Annotated in this window: 14 protein-coding genes; 2 read left to right on the top strand and 12 right to left on the bottom strand. The window is 69.5% G+C overall.

Features of this window, described 5'->3' with window-relative positions:
* Nucleotides 1–2: 2 nt before the first annotated feature.
* On the bottom strand, nucleotides 3–1,103 hold the full coding sequence (locus CYFUS_RS43260; protein WP_095990542.1) for a hypothetical protein: 1,101 nt from the start codon (nucleotides 1,101–1,103) through the stop codon (nucleotides 3–5).
* A gap of 73 nt (nucleotides 1,104–1,176) precedes the next feature.
* On the opposite strand from CYFUS_RS43260, the gene CYFUS_RS43255 reads away from it, so the two are divergent.
* Both CYFUS_RS43255 and CYFUS_RS43250 read left to right on the top strand, forming a co-directional pair.
* Nucleotides 1,177–1,908, top strand: a complete 732-nt coding sequence (locus CYFUS_RS43255) for a class I SAM-dependent methyltransferase (protein ID WP_095990541.1) — start codon at nucleotides 1,177–1,179, stop codon at nucleotides 1,906–1,908.
* 167 nt (nucleotides 1,909–2,075) lie between these two features.
* Nucleotides 2,076–3,215, top strand: a complete 1,140-nt coding sequence (locus CYFUS_RS43250) for a sugar ABC transporter substrate-binding protein (protein WP_095992570.1) — start codon at nucleotides 2,076–2,078, stop codon at nucleotides 3,213–3,215.
* Between the two features lie 4 nt (nucleotides 3,216–3,219).
* On the opposite strand, the gene CYFUS_RS43245 is transcribed toward CYFUS_RS43250, so the two are convergent.
* The 11 genes from CYFUS_RS43245 to CYFUS_RS43195 all read right to left on the bottom strand — a co-directional run bounded on the left by CYFUS_RS43245 (nucleotide 3,220) and on the right by CYFUS_RS43195 (nucleotide 21,991).
* Entirely contained in the window at nucleotides 3,220–4,131 is a 912-nt protein-coding gene (locus tag CYFUS_RS43245) for an ROK family protein (protein ID WP_095990540.1), read from the bottom strand.
* A 73-nt stretch (nucleotides 4,132–4,204) separates the two neighbouring features.
* A complete protein-coding gene (locus CYFUS_RS43240; protein WP_095990539.1) occupies nucleotides 4,205–5,032 on the bottom strand; it encodes a hypothetical protein in 828 nt (275 codons plus the stop codon).
* Nucleotides 5,029–5,790 (bottom strand): hypothetical protein, encoded by a 762-nt coding sequence (locus tag CYFUS_RS43235; protein ID WP_420042665.1) that lies wholly within the window; start codon nucleotides 5,788–5,790, stop codon nucleotides 5,029–5,031. The genes CYFUS_RS43240 and CYFUS_RS43235 overlap by 4 nt, the downstream gene beginning before the upstream one ends.
* Nucleotides 5,787–7,862, bottom strand: a complete 2,076-nt coding sequence (locus CYFUS_RS43230; protein WP_232537134.1) for a TonB-dependent receptor — start codon at nucleotides 7,860–7,862, stop codon at nucleotides 5,787–5,789. Before CYFUS_RS43230 ends, CYFUS_RS43235 begins: the two co-directional genes overlap by 4 nt.
* A gap of 141 nt (nucleotides 7,863–8,003) precedes the next feature.
* Nucleotides 8,004–8,360 carry a hypothetical protein gene (locus tag CYFUS_RS43225; protein WP_198316335.1) on the bottom strand — a complete coding sequence of 119 codons (357 nt, stop codon included), beginning with the start codon at nucleotides 8,358–8,360 and terminating at the stop codon, nucleotides 8,004–8,006.
* Nucleotides 8,361–8,441: 81 nt separating this feature from the next.
* Nucleotides 8,442–13,724 carry a trifunctional serine/threonine-protein kinase/ATP-binding protein/sensor histidine kinase gene (locus CYFUS_RS43220; RefSeq protein ID WP_095990536.1) on the bottom strand — a complete coding sequence of 1,761 codons (5,283 nt, stop codon included), beginning with the start codon at nucleotides 13,722–13,724 and terminating at the stop codon, nucleotides 8,442–8,444.
* A 147-nt stretch (nucleotides 13,725–13,871) separates the two neighbouring features.
* Nucleotides 13,872–15,464: a M28 family metallopeptidase gene (locus tag CYFUS_RS43215; RefSeq protein WP_232537133.1), complete on the bottom strand. Its 1,593-nt coding sequence runs from the start codon at nucleotides 15,462–15,464 to the stop codon at nucleotides 13,872–13,874.
* A 107-nt stretch (nucleotides 15,465–15,571) separates the two neighbouring features.
* Complete coding sequence (locus CYFUS_RS43210; protein WP_095990534.1) at nucleotides 15,572–16,945, bottom strand: cytochrome P450 family protein; 1,374 nt, start codon at nucleotides 16,943–16,945, stop codon at nucleotides 15,572–15,574.
* Between the two features lie 57 nt (nucleotides 16,946–17,002).
* Entirely contained in the window at nucleotides 17,003–18,670 is a 1,668-nt protein-coding gene (locus CYFUS_RS43205) for a DUF4215 domain-containing protein (RefSeq protein WP_095990533.1), read from the bottom strand.
* A gap of 87 nt (nucleotides 18,671–18,757) precedes the next feature.
* Complete coding sequence (locus CYFUS_RS43200; protein ID WP_095992568.1) at nucleotides 18,758–20,491, bottom strand: serine/threonine-protein kinase; 1,734 nt, start codon at nucleotides 20,489–20,491, stop codon at nucleotides 18,758–18,760.
* Nucleotides 20,492–20,551: 60 nt separating this feature from the next.
* On the bottom strand, nucleotides 20,552–21,991 hold the full coding sequence (locus CYFUS_RS43195; RefSeq protein WP_095990532.1) for a glycosyl hydrolase family 18 protein: 1,440 nt from the start codon (nucleotides 21,989–21,991) through the stop codon (nucleotides 20,552–20,554).
* Nucleotides 21,992–22,183: the final 192 nt, after the last annotated feature.

The raw sequence follows: 22,183 nt of genomic DNA, 5'->3' as shown, positions 1-22,183 counted from the left end.
GGTCAGGGTCGCAGTTGGTATTCCAGGGCCTTCGTCCGGAGTTGCTCGTACTTGCGCAGCAACTCCGGTTGGGTCAGCGCCTCGTCTCCGAAGAAGAACCCCTGTTCCTCACGCAGCAGGGTGAAGTGTTCCCGGAGGGCGCCCAGGGCCCAATCGGCCCGCTGGATGGTGGTCGGCGTGCAGGATTGGCCGTGCAGGTCATCGAACAGGTCCAGCACGTGGGAGCGGAAGCCCTCGACGAGGTACAGGCGCCGCAAGTCCTCGTCACTCCTCAAGGCTCGATGCCAGCGCTCGTTGATGTTCCGCTGCCAGGACAGCACGTGTTCCCCGGCGCCCATGGTCTCCAGCCGCGCCCGCTTGTCCTCGTAGTGCCTGAGCGCGTGTGTCTTCTCCTCCCGGTAGGCGGACAGGAGTTGCCGCTCGTCCAGACCCTGGGGGTTGCGCAGGAGGTGGTCGAAGAAGTTGCGCGTCTCGAAGCGCTCGATGCCATGGAACAGGGGCGTCGCGAGGCCGTTGTTGTTGTAGTGCTGGCGCGGCTCGAACCGGTACATGTAGCCGAAGTCGAAGAGCGTCACCCGCTCGCCGTCATCCAGGACGTTGCCCGGGCAGAAGTCCCACTCGAAGAAGCCATGCAGCTCGAGGTTCACGATGGTGCCGAAGAGCTGCTCGTAGACCCGGCCGTCGTAGCGCTGGAGCCGCTCCCCCTCGATCCAGGGCGAGAGGATCACCCCATCGAGCAGGGACGCGTAGTGCGTCTCGACGAGATGGGTGAAGCGTGGCGCGCTCGACGCATCGCGTTTGAGTTCAGTGAAGTCCCTCCGGCGCTGGACCTCGTTGAGGAACGAGGTCTGTCCATCCACGTTCTTCACCCGGCTCTCGGGCCGCTTGCGTTTGAGCGTCCAATGCCGGCCGCCCGCCTGGATCCGGTAGACGGAGGCGGTCAGTCCGGACTCGATGGCTTGCACCACGTGCGCATCGTGGGCCGTGGTGGCTGCCAGGATTTCCAGAGGCAAGGGCAGGGTGGAGCGATCGCCCACCTCGAGCGGCTGGCCGCTGGCGAGGAAGGACAGCTGGGCGTGTTGTCTTTCTTCTTCCAGGGTCATTCGAGTGGCTTCCAGGGCAGAATGCCTCGCGCGGACCCGCCCCATCCAGGGGAGTCCGCTGGGAGCATGCGACATGGCGGAGCAATACGACACCGTGGGCAACAAGTACGAGCAATTCAAGGACACGGCGCCCCTGCCCATCCCGGAGCGGCATACGTTCTTGAAGCTCGTGGGTGACCTACACGGCCAGCGTACCTTGGATCTGGCCTGTGGCGCTGGCTACTACACGCGGTTGTTGAAACAGCAGGGGGCCGAGAACGTCATCGGGGTGGACGTCTCCCCGGAGATGGTGGCGATCGCCCGGCAGCGGGAGCAGGAGCATCGGCAGGGCATCCAGTACCACGTCGCCAATGCCGTCCAGCTCTCCCACCTGGGAGACTTCCACCTGGTGACGGCCATCTACCTGCTCAACTACGCGAGCACCCGGGACGAGTTGCTGGGCATGTGCCGCGGGGCCTGTTCCAACCTCGTGGAGGGCGGGCGCTTCATCGCCTTCACCATCGATCCGGACTTCGTGCTGGAGAAGGGCCACTGGGGAAAGTATGGCTTCGAGGTGCTCGGTGAGCGGCTCGAGGGCGAGCGCCATGTGGCCCGGGCGCGCTTCCACACGGACCCCCCAGCGGATATCGAATACTTCCGATGGTCCACGTCCACCTATGAGTGGGCCATGACGCAGGCCGGCTTCCGGCAGCTCGAGTGGCGGCACTTCGAGATCCCCCCCGAGGCGGTGGAGAAGTTCGGCGCGGAGTTCTGGCGGGAATACCGGGAGAATCCGCTGCTCGTGGCGCTGACTGGCCGGAGGTAGACAGTCCGGGGCACACCCTTGTCAGAATTTTCCCGGCCGTCTTCTCTCCCCAAGAGGCGGCGCGGGGGCCTCACTCGAAAACTTGTCGTTCCTTCCGGGACGGCGCCAGGATGCCGCTCCTACCCCCTGAGGAGATCTTCTCCTCTGAAGAAGAAGGACGGATGGACATGCATTCATCGACGTCTCCGATTCGCACCGCCGGAATGCTCGCCGCGCTGTTGCTCCTGGCCCCCGCCTGCAAGCGCGACAACCCCGAGGCCAAGGGCACTCCGGCCACGGCCCAGAAAGAGGGCGAAGCTCCTGCCGCGGCCTCGGGCGGAAAGATCGCCCTGTTGCTGCCCGAGTCGAAGACGGCCCGCTATGAGACCCATGACCGTCCGCACTTCGAGCGCAAGGTGCGCGAGCTGTGTCCGGACTGTGAGATCCTCTACAGCAACGCCGACCAGGACGCCGCCAAGCAGCAGAACCAGGCCGAGGCGGCCCTGACCAACGGGGCCAAGGTGCTCGTGTTGGATCCGGTGGACTCGGCCTCCGCGGCGGCCATCGTCGCGCGTGCCCGTCAGTCGAAGGTGGCGGTGCTCAGCTACGAGCGCCTCATCCTCAACGCGGACGTGGACTACTACATCTCCTTCGACAACGAGCAGGTGGGCAAGCTCCAGGGCCAGGCCCTGGCGGACAAGCTGAAGGCGGACGGCAAGGGCTCGGGCACCATCGTGATGATCCACGGCTCGCCCACGGACAACAACGCGACGCTCTACAAGAAGGGCTCGCACAGCGTGATCGACGGCAGCGGCCTGAAGGTCGGCGCCGAGTACGACACCCCGGACTGGAGCCCGGACAAGGCGCAGCAGGAGATGGAGCAGGCCATCACCCGGCTCGGCAAGGAGAACATCGCGGGCGTGTACGCGGCCAATGATGGAACGGCCAGCGGCGCCATCGCGGCGATGAAGGCCGCGGGTCTCAATCCGGTGCCGCCCGTCACCGGCCAGGACGCGGAGCTGGCCGCCGTCCAGCGCATCCTCACCGGCGAGCAGTACATGACCGTCTACAAGGCCATCAAGACGGAGGGAGAGATCGCGGCCGAGGTCGCCGTGGCGCTGCTGCGCACGGGTCAGCCCCCGGAGGGCCGGATCAATGGCAAGGTGAACAACGGCATGAAGGACGTGCCGTCCATCCTCCTGCCCGCCCAGGTCGTCACCAAGGACAACGTGAAGAGCACCGTCGTCGCGGACGGCTTCTGGACGCCCGCGCAGATCTGCGAGGGCGCCTACGCGGCCGCCTGCGCGTCCGCGCAGCTCCAGCCCTGAGCTTTCAGCCGTCCCGCCCCGGACGCGCCGCGTCCAGGGCGAGGGCGAGGGAGCCCAGCACCCCGGCGCGGTCTCCCAACCCCGGGGGCACGATGTACGAGTCCAGGTGCTCGAGCAGGGCGGGCGCCTGGACGTAGCCGTTGAGCAGGCGGAGCACCTCGGCGCGCACCCGCGGGAAGAGGTGCCCCTGGGCCATCACCCCTCCGCCGAGGATGAGGCGCTGGGGGGAGAGGATGCAGATGTAGTTGGCGAGGGCCTGCGCGATGTAGTGCGCCTCGAGCGCCCAGGCCGGGTGCTCCGGCGGCAGGGACTCGGCGGGCTGGCCCCAGCGCTTCTCCAGGGCGGGACCGGACGCGAGCCCCTCGAAGCAGTCGCCATGGAAGGGGCAGCAGCCGGGGAAGGGATCCGCCTTCGCGTCGCGGGGCGGGCGGAAGTGGCCCATCTCCGGATGGAGCAGGCCGTGCAACAACCGGCCGTTGATGAGCGCTCCTCCGCCGATGCCCGTGCCCACCGTGAGGTAGATGAACGTGTCGAGCCCCTGGGCCGCGCCCCACTGTTTCTCTCCGAGGGCCGCGCCATTCACGTCGGTGTCGAAGCCGACGGGGATGTCCAGGGCGCGGCGGAACGGACCCGCCAGGTCGGCGTTCCTCCAGCCGGGCTTGGGCGTGGAGGTGATGAAGCCGTACCGCGGTGAGTCCGGATGCAGGTCCACCGGACCGAAGGACGCGATGCCCAGGGCGGCCAGGGGGCCGTGCTGGCGCGTCTGCTCCTGGAAGAAGGCCAGGGCCTGACCGATGGTGGCCTCGGGGGTGGTGGTGGGGATGCGCACGAGCGCCCGGATGTCGTCCGGGCCCGTCCCCATGGCGCATACGAACTTGGTGCCTCCCGCCTCGATACCACCCAACAGTGTCTTCACGGCGACCTCCTGGTCACGCCCCCCCTCTACCGCGTGAGGGGGCGGCATTCCACAGGGAGGTGGCCCGGGGCGTTCAGCGCACGCGCGGCGCGCACTCCCCCTCGCCCCGGTAGTGGCCCACCGTGCGGACCAGGGCGGTGACGAAGTCGCGCAGGTTGCGCACCTTCGAGGCGCCGCCGGTGCCGTACTGGTCCGGGGGCAGTTGCGTCAGGTCTACCTGCTCCAGCTCCTCGAGGGTGATCTGCCCGTCCGCGCCGATGATGCCCACGTTGTCGGCGGCGGCGAGCGCGTCGAAGCGCATCTTCGCGTCCGGCGACTGGAGGTCATCGAAGAACAGGTGGTCCCCGTGGATGGTGAGCTGCACCATCTCCTCACCGCCGTTGGGCACGGTCACGCCCACGCCGAGGTCCGGGTGCTCGCACTTCTCGTAGAGCGTGTTGGTCGGGAAGCCCCACCCGAACCGCTTCGTCTCCGTGCCCTTCGTCGCCACGCCCTCCACGAACACGGACCAGCCGTTCGTCTCGAGCAACTCCACGTCCTCGGCGCTCGCGTTGCCCGCCTCCGCGCTCGTCGACGGGGCGATGGCATAGCTCACCGCGTCCCAGTCCGACGCCGGAAGCCCGGAGAAGCGCGCCACCGTCACGGGGCCGGGCTTGTGCACGTCGAACACCTTGGCCCCCGTGGCCTCCACTGCCACCTTGGCGTCGTGGGCGGCCACCTTCACCTCGCCGAGGGTGACCAGGAACCTGGAGAACTTCACCGACCAGCCGTCCTCGAACGCCGTCGCGGGGATTTCCTTCTCGATGTAGTCCTCCCCGTAGGTGGTGATGGTCAGATCTCCCGAACCCCCACCGCACGACGCCAGTCCCAGCAAGCCCAATCCCAGCATCAGCTTCTTCATTGCGTTGCTCCTTCCACCCACGTCACGACGTAGGCACCCGTGTCCTCCACGCCCCGCGCCAGGGCGTTCATCGCCTGGCTTCCGGTGGGGAACGTGGACACGCCCTCGGCGTCCGCGGGGGACGCCGTGGCGAAGTCGATCCGGCCCAACCACGTGTTCAAGTCGACGGTGATGCGCACCCGGCCCACCTCCTCGGCCAGCGCCCGCTCGAAGCGGATGCCCTCGATGGGCTTGGGCAGATCCAGGGCCGCGTCGAAGCGCACCCGCCGTCCATCCGTGTGCGTCGCCATGCCGCGGACGCGCACCGCATGGCCTCCCAGGGGCGCCACCGCGTCACCCGTCGCCGGGGGGACCGGCAGCGTCAGCTCCATCGAGCCGTAGTCTCCCGTCACCGCGTTGGCCTCGCCGAGCACCGTGGGAGAGGCCGCCAGCAGGTCCACCACCGTGGTGCTCAGGACCTCGGCCATGGCGTCGCCGGGGAGGTAGTGCCCCGGGTGGGCCCACGCCGTGCCGCCCAGCAGCAGGAAGGGATCGAAGCGGGGCGCGCGGCGGGAGAGCAGCACGTGCCCCTCGTAGAAGCGCACGGGACCCACGGAGACATGGAGGGCCTCCGGGGTCACCGACCAGCCCCGCTCGTTCGGGCCCGTCATGGGCTGGAGCGTCATCTCCACGGGGAAGGTGCGCCGTTGGGCTCCCGTGCCACAGCTCGCCAGGAGCACGAGGAGGAGCAGCGCGGGGAGAAGGGACATGCGTTTCACAGATGGACCTCCAGGGTGAGCGAGGCCGTTCGTGGTGGCCCCGCGGTGAAATGCCGGCTGGGAACGAGGCTCGCGGGCGCCTGGGGATCGAAGCGCGAGCCGTACACGAACTCGCCGTCGCGCCACCGCGCATCCAGGACGTTCTGCACCTCGAGCCGCAGGGCCAGGCCACGCAGCCGCGCGCCCAGGAGCACGTCCGCGAGGAACACCGTGCGGCTGTATTCGTCGAAGGGCAGGGGCTTCGGCCCGAGGAGCGTCATGCCGAGTCCGGCGGTGAGCGCCAGGGGTTGTCCCCACACGGACACGGTCCGGTTCCAGCCCACGTCGCCCCGGGCCACCAGGGGCGCGAAGTAGGGCAGCAGGGTGTTCGTCGCGAGCACCCGCGCGTGCGCCACCGTCGCGCTCAGCGCCGCGATCACTCCGGGAAGGGGGCGGGCCTGAAGCGCCGCCGACAGCCCCGCGCGCACCGTCTCGCCGGTGAAGACCGTGGTGCCCACCGTGTGGTCGAAGAAGACGTCATCCTCCACCTGCGAGCCGAACAGGCCGAGCTGCGCCGCCACCCGCTCTCCCTCCCGCCGGGCTCCCAGCTCCGCGCTGCGGACCGAGACGAACGGGGTGCGCTCGCCCTCCGACAGGCTCCGGGCCTGTGGGGAGCGGAAGCCGTCGCCGTAGTTGGCGAACAGCCGCCAGTGCTCGGTGAGGTTGAGCTCGAGCCCCGCCTTCGCACCCAGGTGCGTGCCGAAGGCCCCACGGGAGTAGCCCTGGCCGTCGGTGTAGCGGGGATCCTGGAAGGCGAGGGTGTCGAACACCTCCACGCCCAACGCGTCCGCCCGGCCTCCGAGCATCAGGCTCCAGGCGCCCAGGACGAGCCGCGCCTCCGCGTAGCCCCACGCGTTCGTCTGCACGAACTGCGCGTCCACCTCGTTGGCGAAGAAGGTGCCATCCGTCTCGCGGTAGCGGCGCTGGGTCTGGGTGGCGCCATCCCTCCGGGCGCCCAGGCCCAGCTCCAGCGCCACGTCCTCGCCGAGCACCTCGACGTGCCGCCGGTGTTCCGCGCGCACGCCCAGTGTCCGCGCGTCATGCGTCTGCTCCAGCCCGTCCCCGCGCGCGTCCACCCGGAAGCCGGTGAAGTTGTTGCGCAGGCGCAGGTCCGTCAGCAGTCCGAAGACCTCCAGCAGCGTGCGCGCCGTGCCCTGCCGCGGCAGCTCCATGCCGAGCAGCAGTTGGTGCCGGGTCGCCGCGCCGCCCTGCCGGGAGAAGGAGGAGTCGAAGAAGCCGCTCCTGCCCGAGCGCAGGTCGTCCTCGCGCAGGACGCCGGGGGAGTCGAAGCGCGTGGTGTAGCTGCCCGCGAGCGCTCGCAGCCGCATTCGGCCCGCGCCCGTCTCCACGCTCGTTACCGCCTGGGCGAGCAGGGAGGCCCGTCCGAAAGTCCGCCCCGGTCCGAAGCCCTGGCCCTCGCCCAGCTCCACCGCGGCGAAGGTCTCCGCGTCGTCTCCCGGGCGGAAGGCGGCCACCACCCGGTGCTGGCCGTACTGGCCCAGGGTCCCCGACAGCAACACGCCGGGCTCCTCGAGGCCCAGCTCCAGCCGCACCGTCCCCGCCACCGCGAAGTCTCCCTGGGCGGCCCGGTAGGAGCCCTCCGTCACCCGGAGCTCGCGCACCACCTCGGGGATGATGAAGTTCATGTCCGCGTAGCCCAGCGCGTGGATGTGGCTCACCTCGTTGACGGGCAGGCCCCCCACGTTCAGCTCCACGTCCTGTCCGTGGAGCGCGTCGAAGCCGCGCAGGAAGAGCTGCTGGGCCTTGCCCTCGCCACCATGCCGCGAGGCGACGAGCCCCGGCACCAGCCGCAGCACGTCCACCGCGCCCTTCCGGGGCGCCGCGTTCATCACCTCCCGGTCGATCGTGAGCTCGGACGCGCCATGCGCCGGCCGCGCCGCGCGCACCGTGGTGTTCGCGGCGGGCGGGGGCGGTGTCTCCTCGGCAGGAGGCTCCTCGGCAGGAGGCTCCTGGATGGGCGGAGCTGGCGCCTCTTCGCGCCGCTCCTCGGACAAGGGGGGGACGTCTTCCATTCCTCCACCGTCCCAGGGGGACAGGGAGGCACAGAACAACAGACAGAGAGGAATCACTGGGGGCTCGGACGGACGAATGCCTGGCGCTCCCGCCTTCGCGGGGCGCACGCTTCTGACTGACTTCAGAAAGGAGGGCCGGGCCTAGGGGCCTTGCGGCATCGCCGTGGGGCGGAGCGGCTCACCTGGCAGCCACAACGGACCCCGGGAGGGCTCCCACCGCACGGGCGTCCACCACACCGCGGGGGCGCGTACCTCCACCCGGGCCACGGCCAGCGCGAGCAGGTGCTCCACGGAGCCCACCGGGTGCTGGTGGCCCGCGGCGCCCAGGACGGGTTCCCGCTCGTGGCCGCGCGCCTCCAGGGCCGCGGGGGCGTGGCGCCGGGAATGGGAGTGGCCATGGCCCACCGCCGCGTGGAGCACCGGTGCCAACGCGAGCCCATACACCAGGACCACCAGGCCCAGGCATGCCAGGTCTCGGCGGTCTCGGGGGTCCAACACGGGCGACGGGCTCCGACGACAAGGGGGGAGCGCCTCCCTATCCCTGTTCCACGCCAGGTGCAAGGAGCCCTTGCGCCGCGTTCAGCGCTGGGCCACGGCGAGCGGAGTGTGAAAGGGAATGAGCAGGGTCGCGGTGGTGCCGTGGCCAATCCCCTCGCTGTCCAGCGAGAGGCGGCCGCCCATGAGCTGCGCGGCGAGCGCGCTGGAGTGCAGGCCGATGCCATGGCCCTCGGCGCGGGTGGTGAAGCCCTGGGTGAAGAGGTGCTCGCGGATGTCCGGGGCGATGCCCACCCCCGTGTCCACCACCTGCATGCGCACCCAACCGTCCTCGAGCGTCGCGCGGACGGTGAGGTGGGAATCGTCCTGGGGGGGGTCCTCCATGGCCTGTCGCGCGTTGCTCAACAGGTTGATGAGAATGGTGAGCACCTTGTGCTTGTCTGTCTTCACGGGCGGAAGGTCTGGCACCTCCCGGGAGACGGTGATGCCGGCCTGGAACAGGGCGCCCTGTTGCAGGCGCAGGGCCTCGTCCACCAACTCACCCAGGTCACACTCCTCCATCAGCAGGGTGGAGGTGGCATGCGCCTGCTGGCTCTCCACGATGGAGCGCACCCGTGCCACGTTGGAGTCCAGCGTCTCCAGGTTCTGGGAGAGCGAGTCGTGCTCCTGCTCCAGCTCCTCGGACAGGCGGATGAGGTAGTCCACCATGTGGCGGCCGCGGGCGTCCTGGGTGAGGAACTCCGCGAGCTGGGAGCGGTTGTCCTCCAGGAGGGTGGTGGCCTGCCGGAAGCGGCTCACGCGGGAGGTGGCCGCGGCGCCGCGCATGAGCGCGGTGTCCACGACGATGCTGGTGAGGGCATTGCCCACGTCATGCAGGACACTGGAGGCGACTTCCGCCATGCCCACCCGGCGGGCCGTCTCCACCAGCCGGGCCTGGGCCTGCCTCAGCTCGTGGGTGCGCTGCTGGACGCGCGCCTCCAGCTCCTCGTTGGCGTGGCGCAGGGCGGTCTCGGCCTTGCGCACGTCCGCGTAGAGGCGGGCGTTCTCGATGGAGATGGCCGCCTGCGAGGCGAGGTGCTCCAGGAGCGAGAGCCGGCCGTGGGAGAAGGTCTCGGAGGAGAGCGAGTTCTCCAGGTAGAGCAGGCCCTGGAGGGTGTCCTGGCGGCGCAGGGGCAGGCACAGCACGGAGCGGGCGGAGGACGAGGAGAAGTAGACGTCGGAGGAGAAGGGGTGGGGTTGGGCGGTGTCGTCGAGCAGGACGTGCTCGCCGGTGCGGCGCACGTAGGCCAGCAGGGAGAGGGGCAGCTCGTGGGGCTGGAGGGCCTCGCCCTGGCGCTCCAAGGGGGGCTCGAGCGCCACCAGTTGCAGCGCGTCGTCCTGGAGCAGGAGGAAGGCGCCGCGTTGCGCTCCGGCGCTCTCCAGGGCGACGCGCATGAGGGTGGCCACCAGCCGCTCGAGGACGATCTCACTGGAGATGGCCTGCTGGGCCTTGATGACGGCGAGCGCGTCGATGCGCTGCACGCCCGTCCCCGTGGTGGTGGTGTCCTGGGTGGTGGCGATGACGAGGAGTTGGGGCCACTGCTCCTCCAGTTGGCGGGCCTTGCCGTGGGCGCCCCACTGGATGTAGCCCTCGTGGGCCTGACGGATGTAGGCGGTCGTGAGCGAGGGCAGCCCCAGGTCCTTGCAGCAGCGGGCGGCCAGCTCGCAGATGAGGCCCACCAGGTGGTGCGCACCGTATTCGCGCGCCGCGGACAGGGAGGCTTCGTAGGCGCGCAGGGCCTCTTCGGTGTGGCCGCGGAGCCGGGCCAGCTCGGCGGCTACCAGCCGCTCGGCGGCGAGGAAGTTCGCCGGGCAGCCACTGGCCCAACCCGCGAGCTGTTGGCGGTGGGCCTCGATGTCCTCGAGGAACTCCCGCTGCTCCTCGGCGGAGGCGTTGCGGTGGCAGGCGGCGAGGGTGAGTGCTCCATAGAGCTGGTAGGCGAACGCCGCGGTGTCGCCGGGAGTCCGGCGGGCCTCCGGGGTGGCGAGGGCGCGCGCCCGGCGCGCCTGCTCGTAGTCGCCACAGACGAAGCGGGACTGGAGCTTGATGAAGAGAAACATGTTGTAGTGCTGCGCCGAGCGACCACTGACGATGGTCGCCTCGGTGCTCTCTTCATCGAAGCCCTCTCCATCTGGAGAGGAGAAGGAGGGGGTAGACCCTCGCAGTTGTTGCACGAACCTTTCGTGGTAGCGCGTCAGGAGTTCGAAGATCCGATAGTTGGCCTTGCGTGAGAACTCGACGAACGCCTGGATCTCCTGGTGGACCTCGGAGAGCTCACGGCCCTCGACCAGGAGGCGGCGGCTGATGGAGAAGCCGTGAACGCAGGCGGCCGGAGAGTCTCCCAGGCGCTGCGCATATTCGAAGGCGGCGAGGCTGTATTTGTGGGTCTGGGAGAAGGGCTCGCGAAGGCTGGCCAGGCCGGCGTAGAAGGCGAGGACCCGGCCCCGGTAGAGGGAGTTGGGGTAGCGCTCGATCAGCTCGTGGGCGAGTTTGCCGAAGGCATGGGCCTTGTCGTACTTCTGGCGGATCATGCAATACCAGGCCGCGCAGAGGATGTAGCTGTTCGCCGAGGCTTCCGTGTTGCCATGGCGGATGCTCAGGACCACGGAGCGGAGGGCGGCGATGGTGGCCAGGCCGGGGCTGATGAACAGCGCCAGGGTGGCCAGGCTCGACAAGGCATTCTGGAGCGCCGTCACGTCGGGATCCGTCATGACGGGCAGATCGAGCAGGCTCTCGACGGAGTGCCGTTCCAGCAATTCTTCCAGTTCCGCTCCCGCGGCGCGCAGCTCCTCGGCGGAAGGGGAGAGTGGCAGGGGGATTCCAAACCTCTCCAGACACTCCAGGAGGTTGCGCAAACTGGCCTGGGTGTCGCCCGTGAGCAACTGGAGGCGGCTCTTGAGAATGTAGGCGGAGACGATGTCGAGGCGCGTTCGGGCGTGGTGTGACGCCTCGTCCACCAACTGGAGGGCCTGGGCGGTATGGCCCAGCACCATCTCACTGGCGGCGTGGGCCATGCGCAGGTTGAGGGCCAGCTCCGGGTGCGTCTGCCACGGATCTCCGGGCAGCAGGGAGAAGGCCAGGCCGAGGTAGCCCACGGCGGATTGATGGGCCGTGGAGTTCCTGGCCCGGAAGCCCGCCCGGGCATTGAGGTGCGCCAGCCGCGTGCGCTCCTCGACGTCGTCCAGCAGCTTCACGCCCGCGTTGAGCTGTCCCACCACGTCGAAGAGGCGCTCCTCGAGCTCCTCGGCGCCCAGGCCCCGCAGCAGCAGGCGGCCGATGCGCAGGTGCAGGCGCTCGCGTTCCTCCCGGGGAGTGAGGCCATGGGCGGCTTGTTGGATGCGGTCATGCTGGAATCTCAGCTCCAGGGGACCGGTCTGGAGCACCAATCCCTCCACCAGGGCCGGCTCCAGCCAGCGCTCCACGTCGGGGGCCTCCCGCTCGGACAGCAGGGCGAGGAGGTCGAGCGGAAAGGAGCCGCCCACGCCCGCGGCCAGTTGGAGCAGGTGCTGCGTGTCCGGGGGCAACTGGCGCAGCCGGCTCGCCATGAAGTCCACCACGTTGTCCGAGTAGCCACACGCCTTCACGCCCGCTTCGTCCCAGCACCAGCCGCCCTCGGGGGCACGCGTCACCAGCTCTTCCTGGTGGAGGGTCTGCAACAACTGCAACAGGAAGAAGGGGTTGCCCGCCGTCTTCTCCCACACCAGCGCGGACAGGGGCCACACCATGTCCTCCTGGGCCCCGGGCAGGGCATCCGTCACGAGCTGGCGCGTCTGCTCGAGCGACAAGGCTCCCAGGTGGATGTCCGAGAACCGCGTCCCCGTCTTGCGCGCCGTGGCGAGCGTCAACATGAGCGGATGCGTGGGACTCACCTCGTTGTCCCGGTAGGCCCCCACCCACAGCACGGAGGGCGTGTCCGGGTGGGTCATCAGGTATTGGATGAACGCGAGGCAGGCGGTGTCCGCCCACTGCAAGTCGTCCAGGAAGAGGACGAGGGGGTGCTCCCCCGTGGCGAAGACGCTCAGCAGGCGCTGGAAGAGGTGGTGGACGCGGTGCTGGGCCGCCTCGGGCGGCAGGTCCTCCACGGCGGGCTGTCTGCCCAGGATGAGCTCGAGCTGGGGCACCATCTCCAGCAACACCTCGCCCTGTCCTTCCAGGGCCTCCAGCAGGCGTTGGCGCCAGGTGGCCAGCTCCGCGTCACTGCCGGCCAGCAGGTGTTGGATGAGGCCCCGCAGGGCCTGCACCAGGGTGGCGTAGGGCTTGTCCCGTTGGTACTGCTCGAACTTGCCCTGGAGGAAGAAGCCCCGGCTGCGCAGGACTGGCTGGTGCAGCTCCTTCACGACGGAGGACTTGCCGATGCCCGAGTAGCCGCGCACGAGCACCCACTCCGGCCGGCCCGTCCGGGCCACGCGCTCGAACGCCTCCAGCAGCGTCGCCACCTCGGCCTGCCGGCCATACAGCCGCTGCGGCAGGAGGAAGCGCGCGGGCACGTCCTTCTGCCCCAGGGGGAAGTCCCGCTCTCCATTCAGGAGGCGCTCCAGGTCGAAGCGCAGGCCCTCCGCTCCCTGGTAGCGATCCTCGGCCCGCTTGGACAGCAGCTTCATCACCAGCGCGGAGAGGGCCGGCGGCAGGTCGGGCACCACCTGGTGCGGGGGCACGGGCGCCTGGGCCAGGTGGGCATGAAACCACTCCAGCAGGTCCCTGCCCGTGAAAGGCAGACGCCCCGTGAGCAATTGGTAGAAGGTGACGCCCAGGGAATAGAGGTCGGTGCGGTAGTCCAGCGCCCGGTTCATCCGCCCCGTCTGCTCCGGAGACATGTAGGCCGGTGTGCCCTCCACGAGCGCGGCGGGCGCCGCCTCCACGTGCTGCGTCCGCTGGAGGGTGGAGATGCCGAAGTCGATGAGCCAGGGCTGCCCGGACGAGGACAGGAGGATGTTGCCGGGCTTGATGTCCTTGTGGATGACGCCCCGGCGGTGCACCTCGGCCAGGGTGGTACACAGGTCCAGGGCGATGGGGAGGAAGCGCGCGACGGGGAAGGGTCGGTCCTGGTGCTCGGAGAGCGAGGCGCCGCCCTCGTTGCCGAGGACGAGCACGGGACGCTCCTGGAGCAACTCATAGGCGTGCACCTGGACGACGCCGGGCGTATCCCGCAGCCGCTGCAGGAGCGTGTACTCGTGCTGGAGGTGGGCGCGCTCGCGGGCCCCCGGGAAGTCGGAACGGGGGGTCTTCAGGATGACGGGCTGGCCATCCACCTCGCGCAGTGCACGGTACAGGAGGTTGGAGGAGGTGGACTGCAGGAGTCCGAGGAGGGAGTAGCCAGGGAGACGCATGGGGGCGCACCGAGCATAGAACAACTCCGTATCCGCTCTTGCCGGCTGCTCCTCCTCGAATAATGGTTCGACTACCACGGACCGAGAGCCTGTCCGCTCAGATGCTGAGAGTATGGAACGGGCGTGCCCCACCCCAGGGTCCTGAGTTCACCTGCGGGCGGACGCCGAGCGGTCACGGATGCTCTTGAACTCCGAGCCGGGCTTCCACTGGGGCCAGCGAGTGGACGTGGCCAGCTCCCGGCCGATGTCATGGAGCAGGTGCACGTCCTGGGCGGCGCCGCGCAGATCCCAACTGGCGCTCCAGGCATCGCAGGGTTGGTGGTAGCAGCGCGCGGTGTAATCCGCGACCCATTTGTCGCCGGCCTCCCGGCCTCCGTCCACCAGATCGTGGCCGCCGCCCAGCCCCATCAACAGGAGCACCGGCACGCCGCGCCGGGCCAGCGAGAAATGGTCCGCGCGGTAGAACAGGCCCCGCTCGGGTTTCGCATCGGGGGTGACGGTGCGGCCCTGTTTCGCGGCGGCCCGGGCGAGATCGTCCTCGAGCTCGTTCTGCCCATGGCCGACGAGCACGACGTCGCGCGCGGGCCCGGCGGTCTGTAGCACGTCCATGGTCAGGTTCGCCGCCAGGGTGGCGAGGGGTTGGAGCGGATGCGCGGCGTAGTACTCCGAGCCGAGCAGGCCCCGCTCCTCGGCGGTCCAGGCGGCGAAGAGGACCGTGCGCGCGGGCCTCGGTTCGCGCTGGAAGACGCGAGCGATCTCGATCATGCCGGCCAGCCCGATGGCGTCATCCACGGCGCCATGGCGGACCGTGTCGCCGGAGGCATCGGCCGGACCGGTGCCGTAGGCGTCCCAGTGGGCGCCGTACATGATGGCCTCGCGGGGGCGCTGCTTGCCGGGCAGCTTGCCCAGCACGTTGTGGCTGTCGGCGCGCGCGTGGGTCACGCGGTAGTCGGTGCTCAGGTGGGCTCCCTCGAGCGGGACGGGCTTGAAGCCCGCGGTGCGTGCCTCGTTCTCGAGCTGCTCCAGGTCCAACCCCGCGCGCGTGAACAGCGCGGTGGCGGCGTCGCGGTGGAGCCACCCCTGCATCAGGACCTTCTCCCGGGCGGGTTGGGCCCGGACGATGTCGTAGGTCTCGCCGTGGCCCGCCTGGACCGTGGACCAGCCATAGCCCGCGCCCGGGGTCTCGTGGATGATCAGCGCTCCGAGCGCGCCCCGCCGGGCCGCCTCCTCGTACTTGTAGGTCCAGCGGGCGTAGTACGTGGCCGCCCGGCCGCCGAACCTGCCGTGGACGGGTTCTCCCTCGCGCGCCTCGAAGTCGGGATCGTTGATGAGGAAGACGGCGATCTTCCCGCGCAGCTCGACGCCCTTGAAGTCATCCCATCCCCGCTCGGGCGCGGAGACGCCGTAGCCCACGAACACCAGCGGCGCCTTGTCGATCTTCACGCGGCTCACCGGGCGCAGCGTGTTGACCACCACCTCCTGGCCCTGGTGCAGCGGCGTGTCCTGGCCCCCGGCGAACAGGTTCACGGTGGCGTCCTCCTGCGTTTGGAAGCGGACCAGGGGGACCTTCTGCGTCCAACCGCCCTTCTCGCCGGCGGGCTCCAGGCCCGCCTCCTTGAACTGGCGGATGAGGTACTCGACGGTCCTGGCCTCGCCGGGCCCTCCCGGTGCCCGGCCCGCGAACTCGTCCGAGGCGAGCGTCTTGACGATCTCCGACAGCCGTGCCGGATCGATCGTCACCGGCTCCTCCGCACGGCCCTTCCTCGCGCCCAGAAGCAAGGCGAGCGCGGCGAGGAGGGGAGCACATGGAACGCGCCTCGAAACTCTCGGGAAGGTCATGGCCGCACTTAAAACACGACCGGGATCCTTTTGAAGCCGCGCAGCGCGGCCCCCATGCTGAGCTCGAGCTGTCCGGCGGGTTGTGCCAGCCGCAGCTCCGGCCATCGGCGGAACAGGGCCTCGAAGGCCAGCTCGGCCTCGAGCCGCGCCAGGGGGGCTCCGATGCAGACGTGGATGCCCTTGCCGAAGGCGATGTGCCGGTGGGCATCGGGCCGCGAGATGTCGAACGCGTCCGGGTTGGTGAAGCGCCGGGGGTCCCGGTTGGCCGAGGCGAGTCCCACCGCCACCTTCGCTCCGCGAGGCACGCGTGTTCCCCCCACGTCGAGGTCCTCGAGGGCGATGCGCGGGCCGCCGATGAAGTCGACCGGCCCCCAGTAGCGCAGCGTCTCCTCCACCATGCCCTTGACGCAGGCGGCGGGGTCCTCGAGGAAGCGGGCGTGCTGCTCGGGGTGGCTCAGGAGCGCGACGACTCCATTGCCGATCAGGTTGACGGTCGTCAGGTGCCCGGCGAAGAAGAGGATGAACACCATCGACAGCAGTTCCTGGGGGGAGAGGATGTCTCCGTCCTCCTGGACCTGGACCATCTGGCTGATCATGTCCTCGGCGGGCGCTTGCCGCTTCCGTGCGAACAGGGACTCGAGGTAGTTCGCGAAGGCAGTCAAGCCGGCGCGCGTCTCTCCATCCATCATGCCCTCTGGCCCCTTGGCCCGCAGGAGCCGCTCCGCCCAGGGATAGACCGTCTCCCGCTCCTCCACGGGAATGCCGAGCATGTCGCTGATGACGGTGATGGACAGCGGGTAGGCGAAGGACTCGACCAGATCCAACCGCCGGTCGGGGGACACCTCACCGCGCGTGGCCGCCTCGCGCTCGGCCTTGTCGAGCAGGTCCTCCACGATGCGCTGGATGCGCGGCTTGAGCGCCTCCATGGCGCGCGCGGTGAAGTTGGGCTGCACGAGCTTGCGCAGCCGCGTGTGGTCCGGGGGATCGAGCACCAGGATGCTGCGCACGATGGGGCGCAGCTCCTCGGGCATGGCGGCGTCCATGCGCGCGCGCTGCTCGGGGGGCATGGCCTTGAGCACATCGGACGAGAGCTTCTCCTCCATGAGGATGGACACGGCCTCGTCGTAGCGGGTCACGAAGTATTGCTCCGGGGAAGACGCCCCCGGTGACGCGCGCTCGGCCTGCGCCCGGTCCACGATGCCGCGCCCGGAGGGAACACGCACGATGGGGCCTTTGTCGCGCAGCTCGGCGTAGACGGCATGGGCCCGGGTCATGAACTCCAGACTCTCCTTGTCCAGGACCACGGGCCCCCCGAAGGGGGCCTCCCTCGGGGGCTGGGCAGGGGTCTGCTGCTGCTGCTCGTCCAGTGGGTTCGGCGCCATGGTGTCCTCCCTCGTCAGCGGGGAGGAACGATAGCCCAGGCGCCGCCGTGCCCTGGCCTACTTGATCTCCGCCTTGCAGAGGGCGCTGCACCCGTCGCCATTGACGGTGTTGCCGTCGTCGCACTGCTCGCCGGCCTCGGGCTGGACGACGTTGTCGCCGCAGCGGGGGCCGAACACGCACGCGCGGGTGCACTGACCGGAGCCGTTGTTGGCCCCCTCGTCACACTCCTCGCCCGGGTCCACCGTCCCATTGCCGCAGGTGGGCGTGCACTGGGTGCGGCGGGTGAGGAAGTTGGTGAGCGTGAGCCTGTACGAGGAGGCCGAGGTGTGGCGCTCGGCCTGGAACACCACCGCCTCGTAGATGCCGCCCACCTGGAGGCCGAGGTTGGTGGCCTGGTTCTTCAGGGTGATGATGCCCTCCTGCGCTCCGTGGACACCGCCGAGATCCAACGCCAGCCGGCCGTTGATGAACACCCAGACGTCATCATCCCCCAGGAAGTTGAGCACCTCGGTGCCCTTGTACTCGAACCAGTAGCGGGCCTCGCTGGTGAAGCTGAAGTTGTGATCGACCCCGCTGTTGTCCTTGCGCGTGATCTCCTTGCCCTGGGCAACCCAGCCCAGGTTGTCGAGCGGGAAGAAGGTCGTGTCCTCGAACCGGTAGGTGCCGGTGTCTCCCTGGCGCGCGAGCTCCAGCGAGCCCACCATCGTCAGGTTCACACCCTCGACGTCCCGGTACCATTGATCGAACGCCGCCCGGCCGTGGGTGGTGGTGCTGGCCACCCCCTCCTTCGCGTACACGGGCTTGCCGTCCGCGGACAGGGGCGAATAGAGCGGCCCACAGATGCCGAGCTCCGCGCCATTGGAGTTCTCGAAGTCGACGTGGCCCTTGGGGTTCGTCAGATCATTGCCGCGGAAGTCGCGGTAGACGACGGGAATGGACACCATCTCGGGCGTGGCCGAATCGACGGACTGGCAGCTGAAGCCCGGCTCGAGCGTGCACGTGGGCGAGCAGCCGTCGTTGGCGCGCGTGTTGCCGTCATCGCACTGCTCCTTCGGATCATTGGGCAACAGGACGCCATCCCCGCAGGTGCTCGCGCAGGTGCCGCCGGAGCAGCGGGGCTCGGTGGTGCACAGGGGCGAGCAGCCATCGCCCAGGTTGTTGTTGCCGTCGTCGCACTGCTCCGTGCCCTCGACGACGCGATCCCCGCAGACCGTGCGGACGCAGGGCTCGCCGGCCGCCGGGCACTTGTAGCCGGGCTCCAGCCGGCAGGTCGCGCCGCAGCCATCGCCGGGGAGGGCGTTGCCGTCCTCGCACTCCTCGTCCCCGGCGATGATGCGATCGCCACAGGTGGCGGCGAAGCAGCGATCCCCCTGCGCGGTGCAGCTCCAACCCTCTTCCACCAGGCAGCGGGTGTCACAGCCGTCACCCGCGGTGGTGTTGCCATCGTCACAGGTCTCGGTGTTGTCCCGGGTGCCATTGCCACAGGTCGTGCGGATACAGGCCTGGCCCGGCGTGTCGCACGCCCAGCCCTCCTCGACCGCGCGACAGCTCGCGGCGCAGCCGTCGCCGTCCACCGTGTTGCCATCGTCGCAGGACTCCGCCGACTGGCGTGTCCCGTCTCCACATTCGCCCCCTCCTCCACAGCCGGAGGCCAGCATCGACACGAGAACAGAGACGAGCACGAGGCCCGTGAATCGCACTCCACCAGGAAGGTCACTCCGCATGGAGACGGATGCTGGAAGTGGGGCAGTGGCGTGTCAACGCATCCGTACTTCCGGCGTGGAGGGTACGCCTTCGGAGCACATGAGAAGTCAGAGCTCGATGTCGTGTTGTTTGCAGTATTTCCGGACGAGGGCCTTCTGCGACTCGGGCACCCGGCTCCATTGGGCGCGGGCGTTGTTGAGGTCGCCTTGCTGGCAATGGGCGCGCGTGAGCAGGGAGAAGGACGCTCCCGTGACCTTCGTGCGCTGGCTGAGTCGGGCGAGCCGGATGGCCTCGGTGGACTGGTTCGCCTTCAACGCCTGTTCCGCCTGCTCCATCATCTCTCGCACACCGGCGGGCAGGACCTCGGGGGCCTGGGGCCGGGTCACGGGACGAGAGGTGGGCTGGGGGGCGGTGGCCGAGGCGGCGGGCTCGGTGGTTTCGGGGGGAGGCGTGTCCTGGGTGGGTGGAGTCTGCTGAGCGGGCGGAGTCTGCTGAGCGGGCTCAGGCGCGGGAGGCGGGGGGGCGGTGGTGGTGGCGACTGCCGGAGGAGGGGGCTGCGTCACGGGAGTGGAGGCGGGAGGTGTTCCACGCGACAGGAACGCCACGACGCCCCCGGCTCCCACGAGCAGCGCGAGGACGGCGCCGATGAGGGCGGTCCGCGAGGACTTCGCGGGCGCCGCGCTACCCGGGAGCGAGGGCGCGGGCCCCACCATCGAGGGGGGCGGTGCCTCCATCATCGAGGGGGGTGCCTCCATCGCCGAGGGAGGCGCCGCCTGCACCGCCCCGGGGCGAACGGTCGCGACCGCCTCCTGGGCGGAGGGCGCCTTGCGCCCGGCCACGGTCGCGGGCACGGCGGCGATGGAGGCCGCGGATGGTCCACCCCGGTCCCCTCCCGCGCTCACGGGCACCGGGGGCGTCTCCTGGCTGGCGGGCTGGGGCTCGGGCCGCGCCGAGGAGGCGCTGGGGGCCGCGCCGGTCAGCTCCTCGATGAAGGCCGCGATGCTGGGCTGACGGTCGGCGGGTTGCTTCGACAGGGCCTTGTCCACCGCGGCGCAGACGGACGCGGGCAGGTGCGGACAGATGGCGGCGAGGGGGTCCACCGGCTCGTTCACGATGCGGTAGAGGATGCCCACCACGGACTCGTCGGCGAAGGGCGACTTGCCGGAGAGCATCTCGTAGACGATGACGCCGAGCGCGAAGAGGTCCGAGCGCGCGTCCACCTTGGTGTTCTGGCCCCTGGCCTGCTCGGGGGACATGTACCGGGGGGTGCCCATGAGCACGTCGTCCTGCGTGCGCACGGTCTGGGCCGTGACGAGCTTGGAGATGCCGAAGTCGAGCAGCTTCACCTGGTAGCCGGCGACATCCCAGGACTCGGTGGGCACGAGGAACACGTTGCCGGGCTTCAGGTCGCGATGGATGACGCCCGCCTGGTGGGCCGCGTGGAGCGCCGAGCCCATCTGCCGCGCGACGAACAGGGCCTCGGGCAGCGGCAGGGGACCTCGCTTGAGCCGCCGGGACAGGGTCTCGCCGCTCAGGTACTCCAGCACCAGGAAGGGGGCCCCGCCCTCGCCCTCGGGCCCGTGGAAGTCGAGCACCCCGACGATGTTGGGGTGCCCGAGCCGCGAGGTGATCTCCGCTTCGCGGCGGAAGCGCGCGTACTGGTCGGCCGTCACCTCCTCGTCACTGAGGAGGACCTTCACCGCCACCTGTTTGCCGGGCAGCCGCAGGTGCCGGGCGAGGAAGACCTTGCCCATGCCTCCGGTGCCCAGCAGGGACACGATTTCGTAGGTGTCGCGAAGGATGCTGCCAATGCGGATGTCGTCCGGGGCGGAGGTGCTCATGATGTTCCGCGCGGACCATATCACCCGGAAGTCCTTCTTTCCGGGTGACTCATGCGCCGCTCAGCAGTTGCCGATCAGCTCCCAGACGCCCCAGTCGCTCTGGGTGGGGACCTCGTTCTGGGTCCACCACTTGGCGCGCCACAGCTTGCCGCCCGAGGTGGCCTGGTCCCCCTTCACGTAGACCTGGGTCGCGCTCCACGCGGCCACTCCGGCGCAGGAGCCGCCGTTGCCGCTGGTGACGGTGATGGAGACGGCCGCCGAGGTGGTGGTCGCGCCGCCATCGTCGGTGGCCACGGCCGTCAGCGTGTAGCTGCCCGCCGCCACGTTGAGCCAGGCGAGGCTGTAGGGCGCGGAGGTGAACGTGCCCAGCTTCTGGCTGCCCGCGTAGAACTCCACCTTCGTGACGCGGCCGTTGGAGTCCGAGGCATTGGCGCTCACGGTGATGGTGCTGCCGGGCGTGAAGGTCGTGCCGTTGGCGGGGGAGGTGAGGTTCACGGACGGCGCCGGGTTGGTGGTGCCGCCACCGACGACCTGGGAGATGGCGTTGAGCAGCGACGTCGTGCTCGAGGTGGTGTCCTGGGAGATCTCCCAGATCATGATGCCGCCGCCGCGCTGCAGCGCGAGCTGGGCCTTGCTCTTGATGGTGGGGATGCCGTTGTAATAGATGCCGTTGACCACGTCCTTGTTGGGGGCCTGGGGGTCCATGGCGACGAGCTGCGCGTAGGTGTAGGCCCCGTTGCCCGAGTCCTTGCCGTAGAAGGGCACGCCCAGCACCGCCTTGCTCGCGGGCAGACCGCGGCCGAGCCAGTAATTCATCGACTGGAGGGCGACGTCATACGACGAGTGGGGATAGCCCGCGTCGTAGGCCATGATGTTCAGGAAGTCCACGTCGGCGAAGGACGAGGTGGGGATGCCGTCGCCGCCCGTGGCGAGCACCGCGGCGGTGAGGATCTTGCCCCGCGCGTGCAGCGCCGTGCCCAACTGGTTCATCAGCGCGCCGAAGTTCTGGGACGAGGCGCCGGGGTCCGGCCACTCCCAGTCGATGTCCACGCCATCCAGTCCGGCCTGATCCACGAAGGTCAGCACGTTGTTGACGAAGGTGGTGCGCGCCGAGGCGTTGGCGGCCAGCTGCTCGAAGGGCGAGTCATTGCCATCCATCCAGCCGCCCACCGCCACCTGCACCTTGACGCCCTTGGCGTGTGCCGCCTGCACCAGCGAGCGCAGCCGCGCATCCCCGCTGCTCAGCCCCGTCAGCCCGCCCTGCGCCGTGGGCAACAGGAAGGAGTAGTTGATGTGGGTGAGCTTGTCGTACTGGATGGCGTTGACGTCCCCCTGCCATGTGGGGAAGTAGCCGACGACCCGGGTGGAGAGTGCTCTCGCCTCCTGGGTCCCCATGGGCTCGTCCAGCACCTCCGCGGGATCGGGCTGTCCCGTGCAGGCCACCAGGGTGGTGAGAAGGGCTCCGACCGCCAGACTTCTGAGTTCGAATGGTTTGTGCAAGACCGCTCCTTCGAGAACAGCCTGAAAGAGGGATAAACCTCGTATTTCGGGTCAAGGAATCGGAGGCGGGTGATCGTTTTCGTGACGTCTGGGTGACACTTGAGACACGCCGCCGTGACCCTGTGACACTTTCGCGACGGGCTCCGCCCTTTGTTGTCGGGGTGCATACGGATTGGGTACGGGGTGCGCCAC

This window comes from Cystobacter fuscus (assembly GCF_002305875.1).
GTDB lineage: Bacteria > Myxococcota > Myxococcia > Myxococcales > Myxococcaceae > Cystobacter > Cystobacter fuscus_A.
This window is presented reverse-complemented; position numbering and strand designations above follow the sequence as displayed.

Coding starts and splice junctions, on each gene's coding strand:
- CYFUS_RS43220 (WP_095990536.1), bottom strand. CDS start 13,724: ATGCGTCTCCCTGGCTACTCCCTCCTCGGACTCCTGCAGTCCACCTCC.
- CYFUS_RS43260 (WP_095990542.1), bottom strand. CDS start 1,103: ATGACCCTGGAAGAAGAAAGACAACACGCCCAGCTGTCCTTCCTCGCC.
- CYFUS_RS43210 (WP_095990534.1), bottom strand. CDS start 16,945: ATGGCGCCGAACCCACTGGACGAGCAGCAGCAGCAGACCCCTGCCCAG.
- CYFUS_RS43200 (WP_095992568.1), bottom strand. CDS start 20,491: ATGAGCACCTCCGCCCCGGACGACATCCGCATTGGCAGCATCCTTCGC.
- CYFUS_RS43205 (WP_095990533.1), bottom strand. CDS start 18,670: ATGCGGAGTGACCTTCCTGGTGGAGTGCGATTCACGGGCCTCGTGCTC.
- CYFUS_RS43250 (WP_095992570.1), top strand. CDS start 2,076: ATGCATTCATCGACGTCTCCGATTCGCACCGCCGGAATGCTCGCCGCG.
- CYFUS_RS43255 (WP_095990541.1), top strand. CDS start 1,177: ATGGCGGAGCAATACGACACCGTGGGCAACAAGTACGAGCAATTCAAG.
- CYFUS_RS43240 (WP_095990539.1), bottom strand. CDS start 5,032: ATGAAGAAGCTGATGCTGGGATTGGGCTTGCTGGGACTGGCGTCGTGC.
- CYFUS_RS43230 (WP_232537134.1), bottom strand. CDS start 7,862: ATGGAAGACGTCCCCCCCTTGTCCGAGGAGCGGCGCGAAGAGGCGCCA.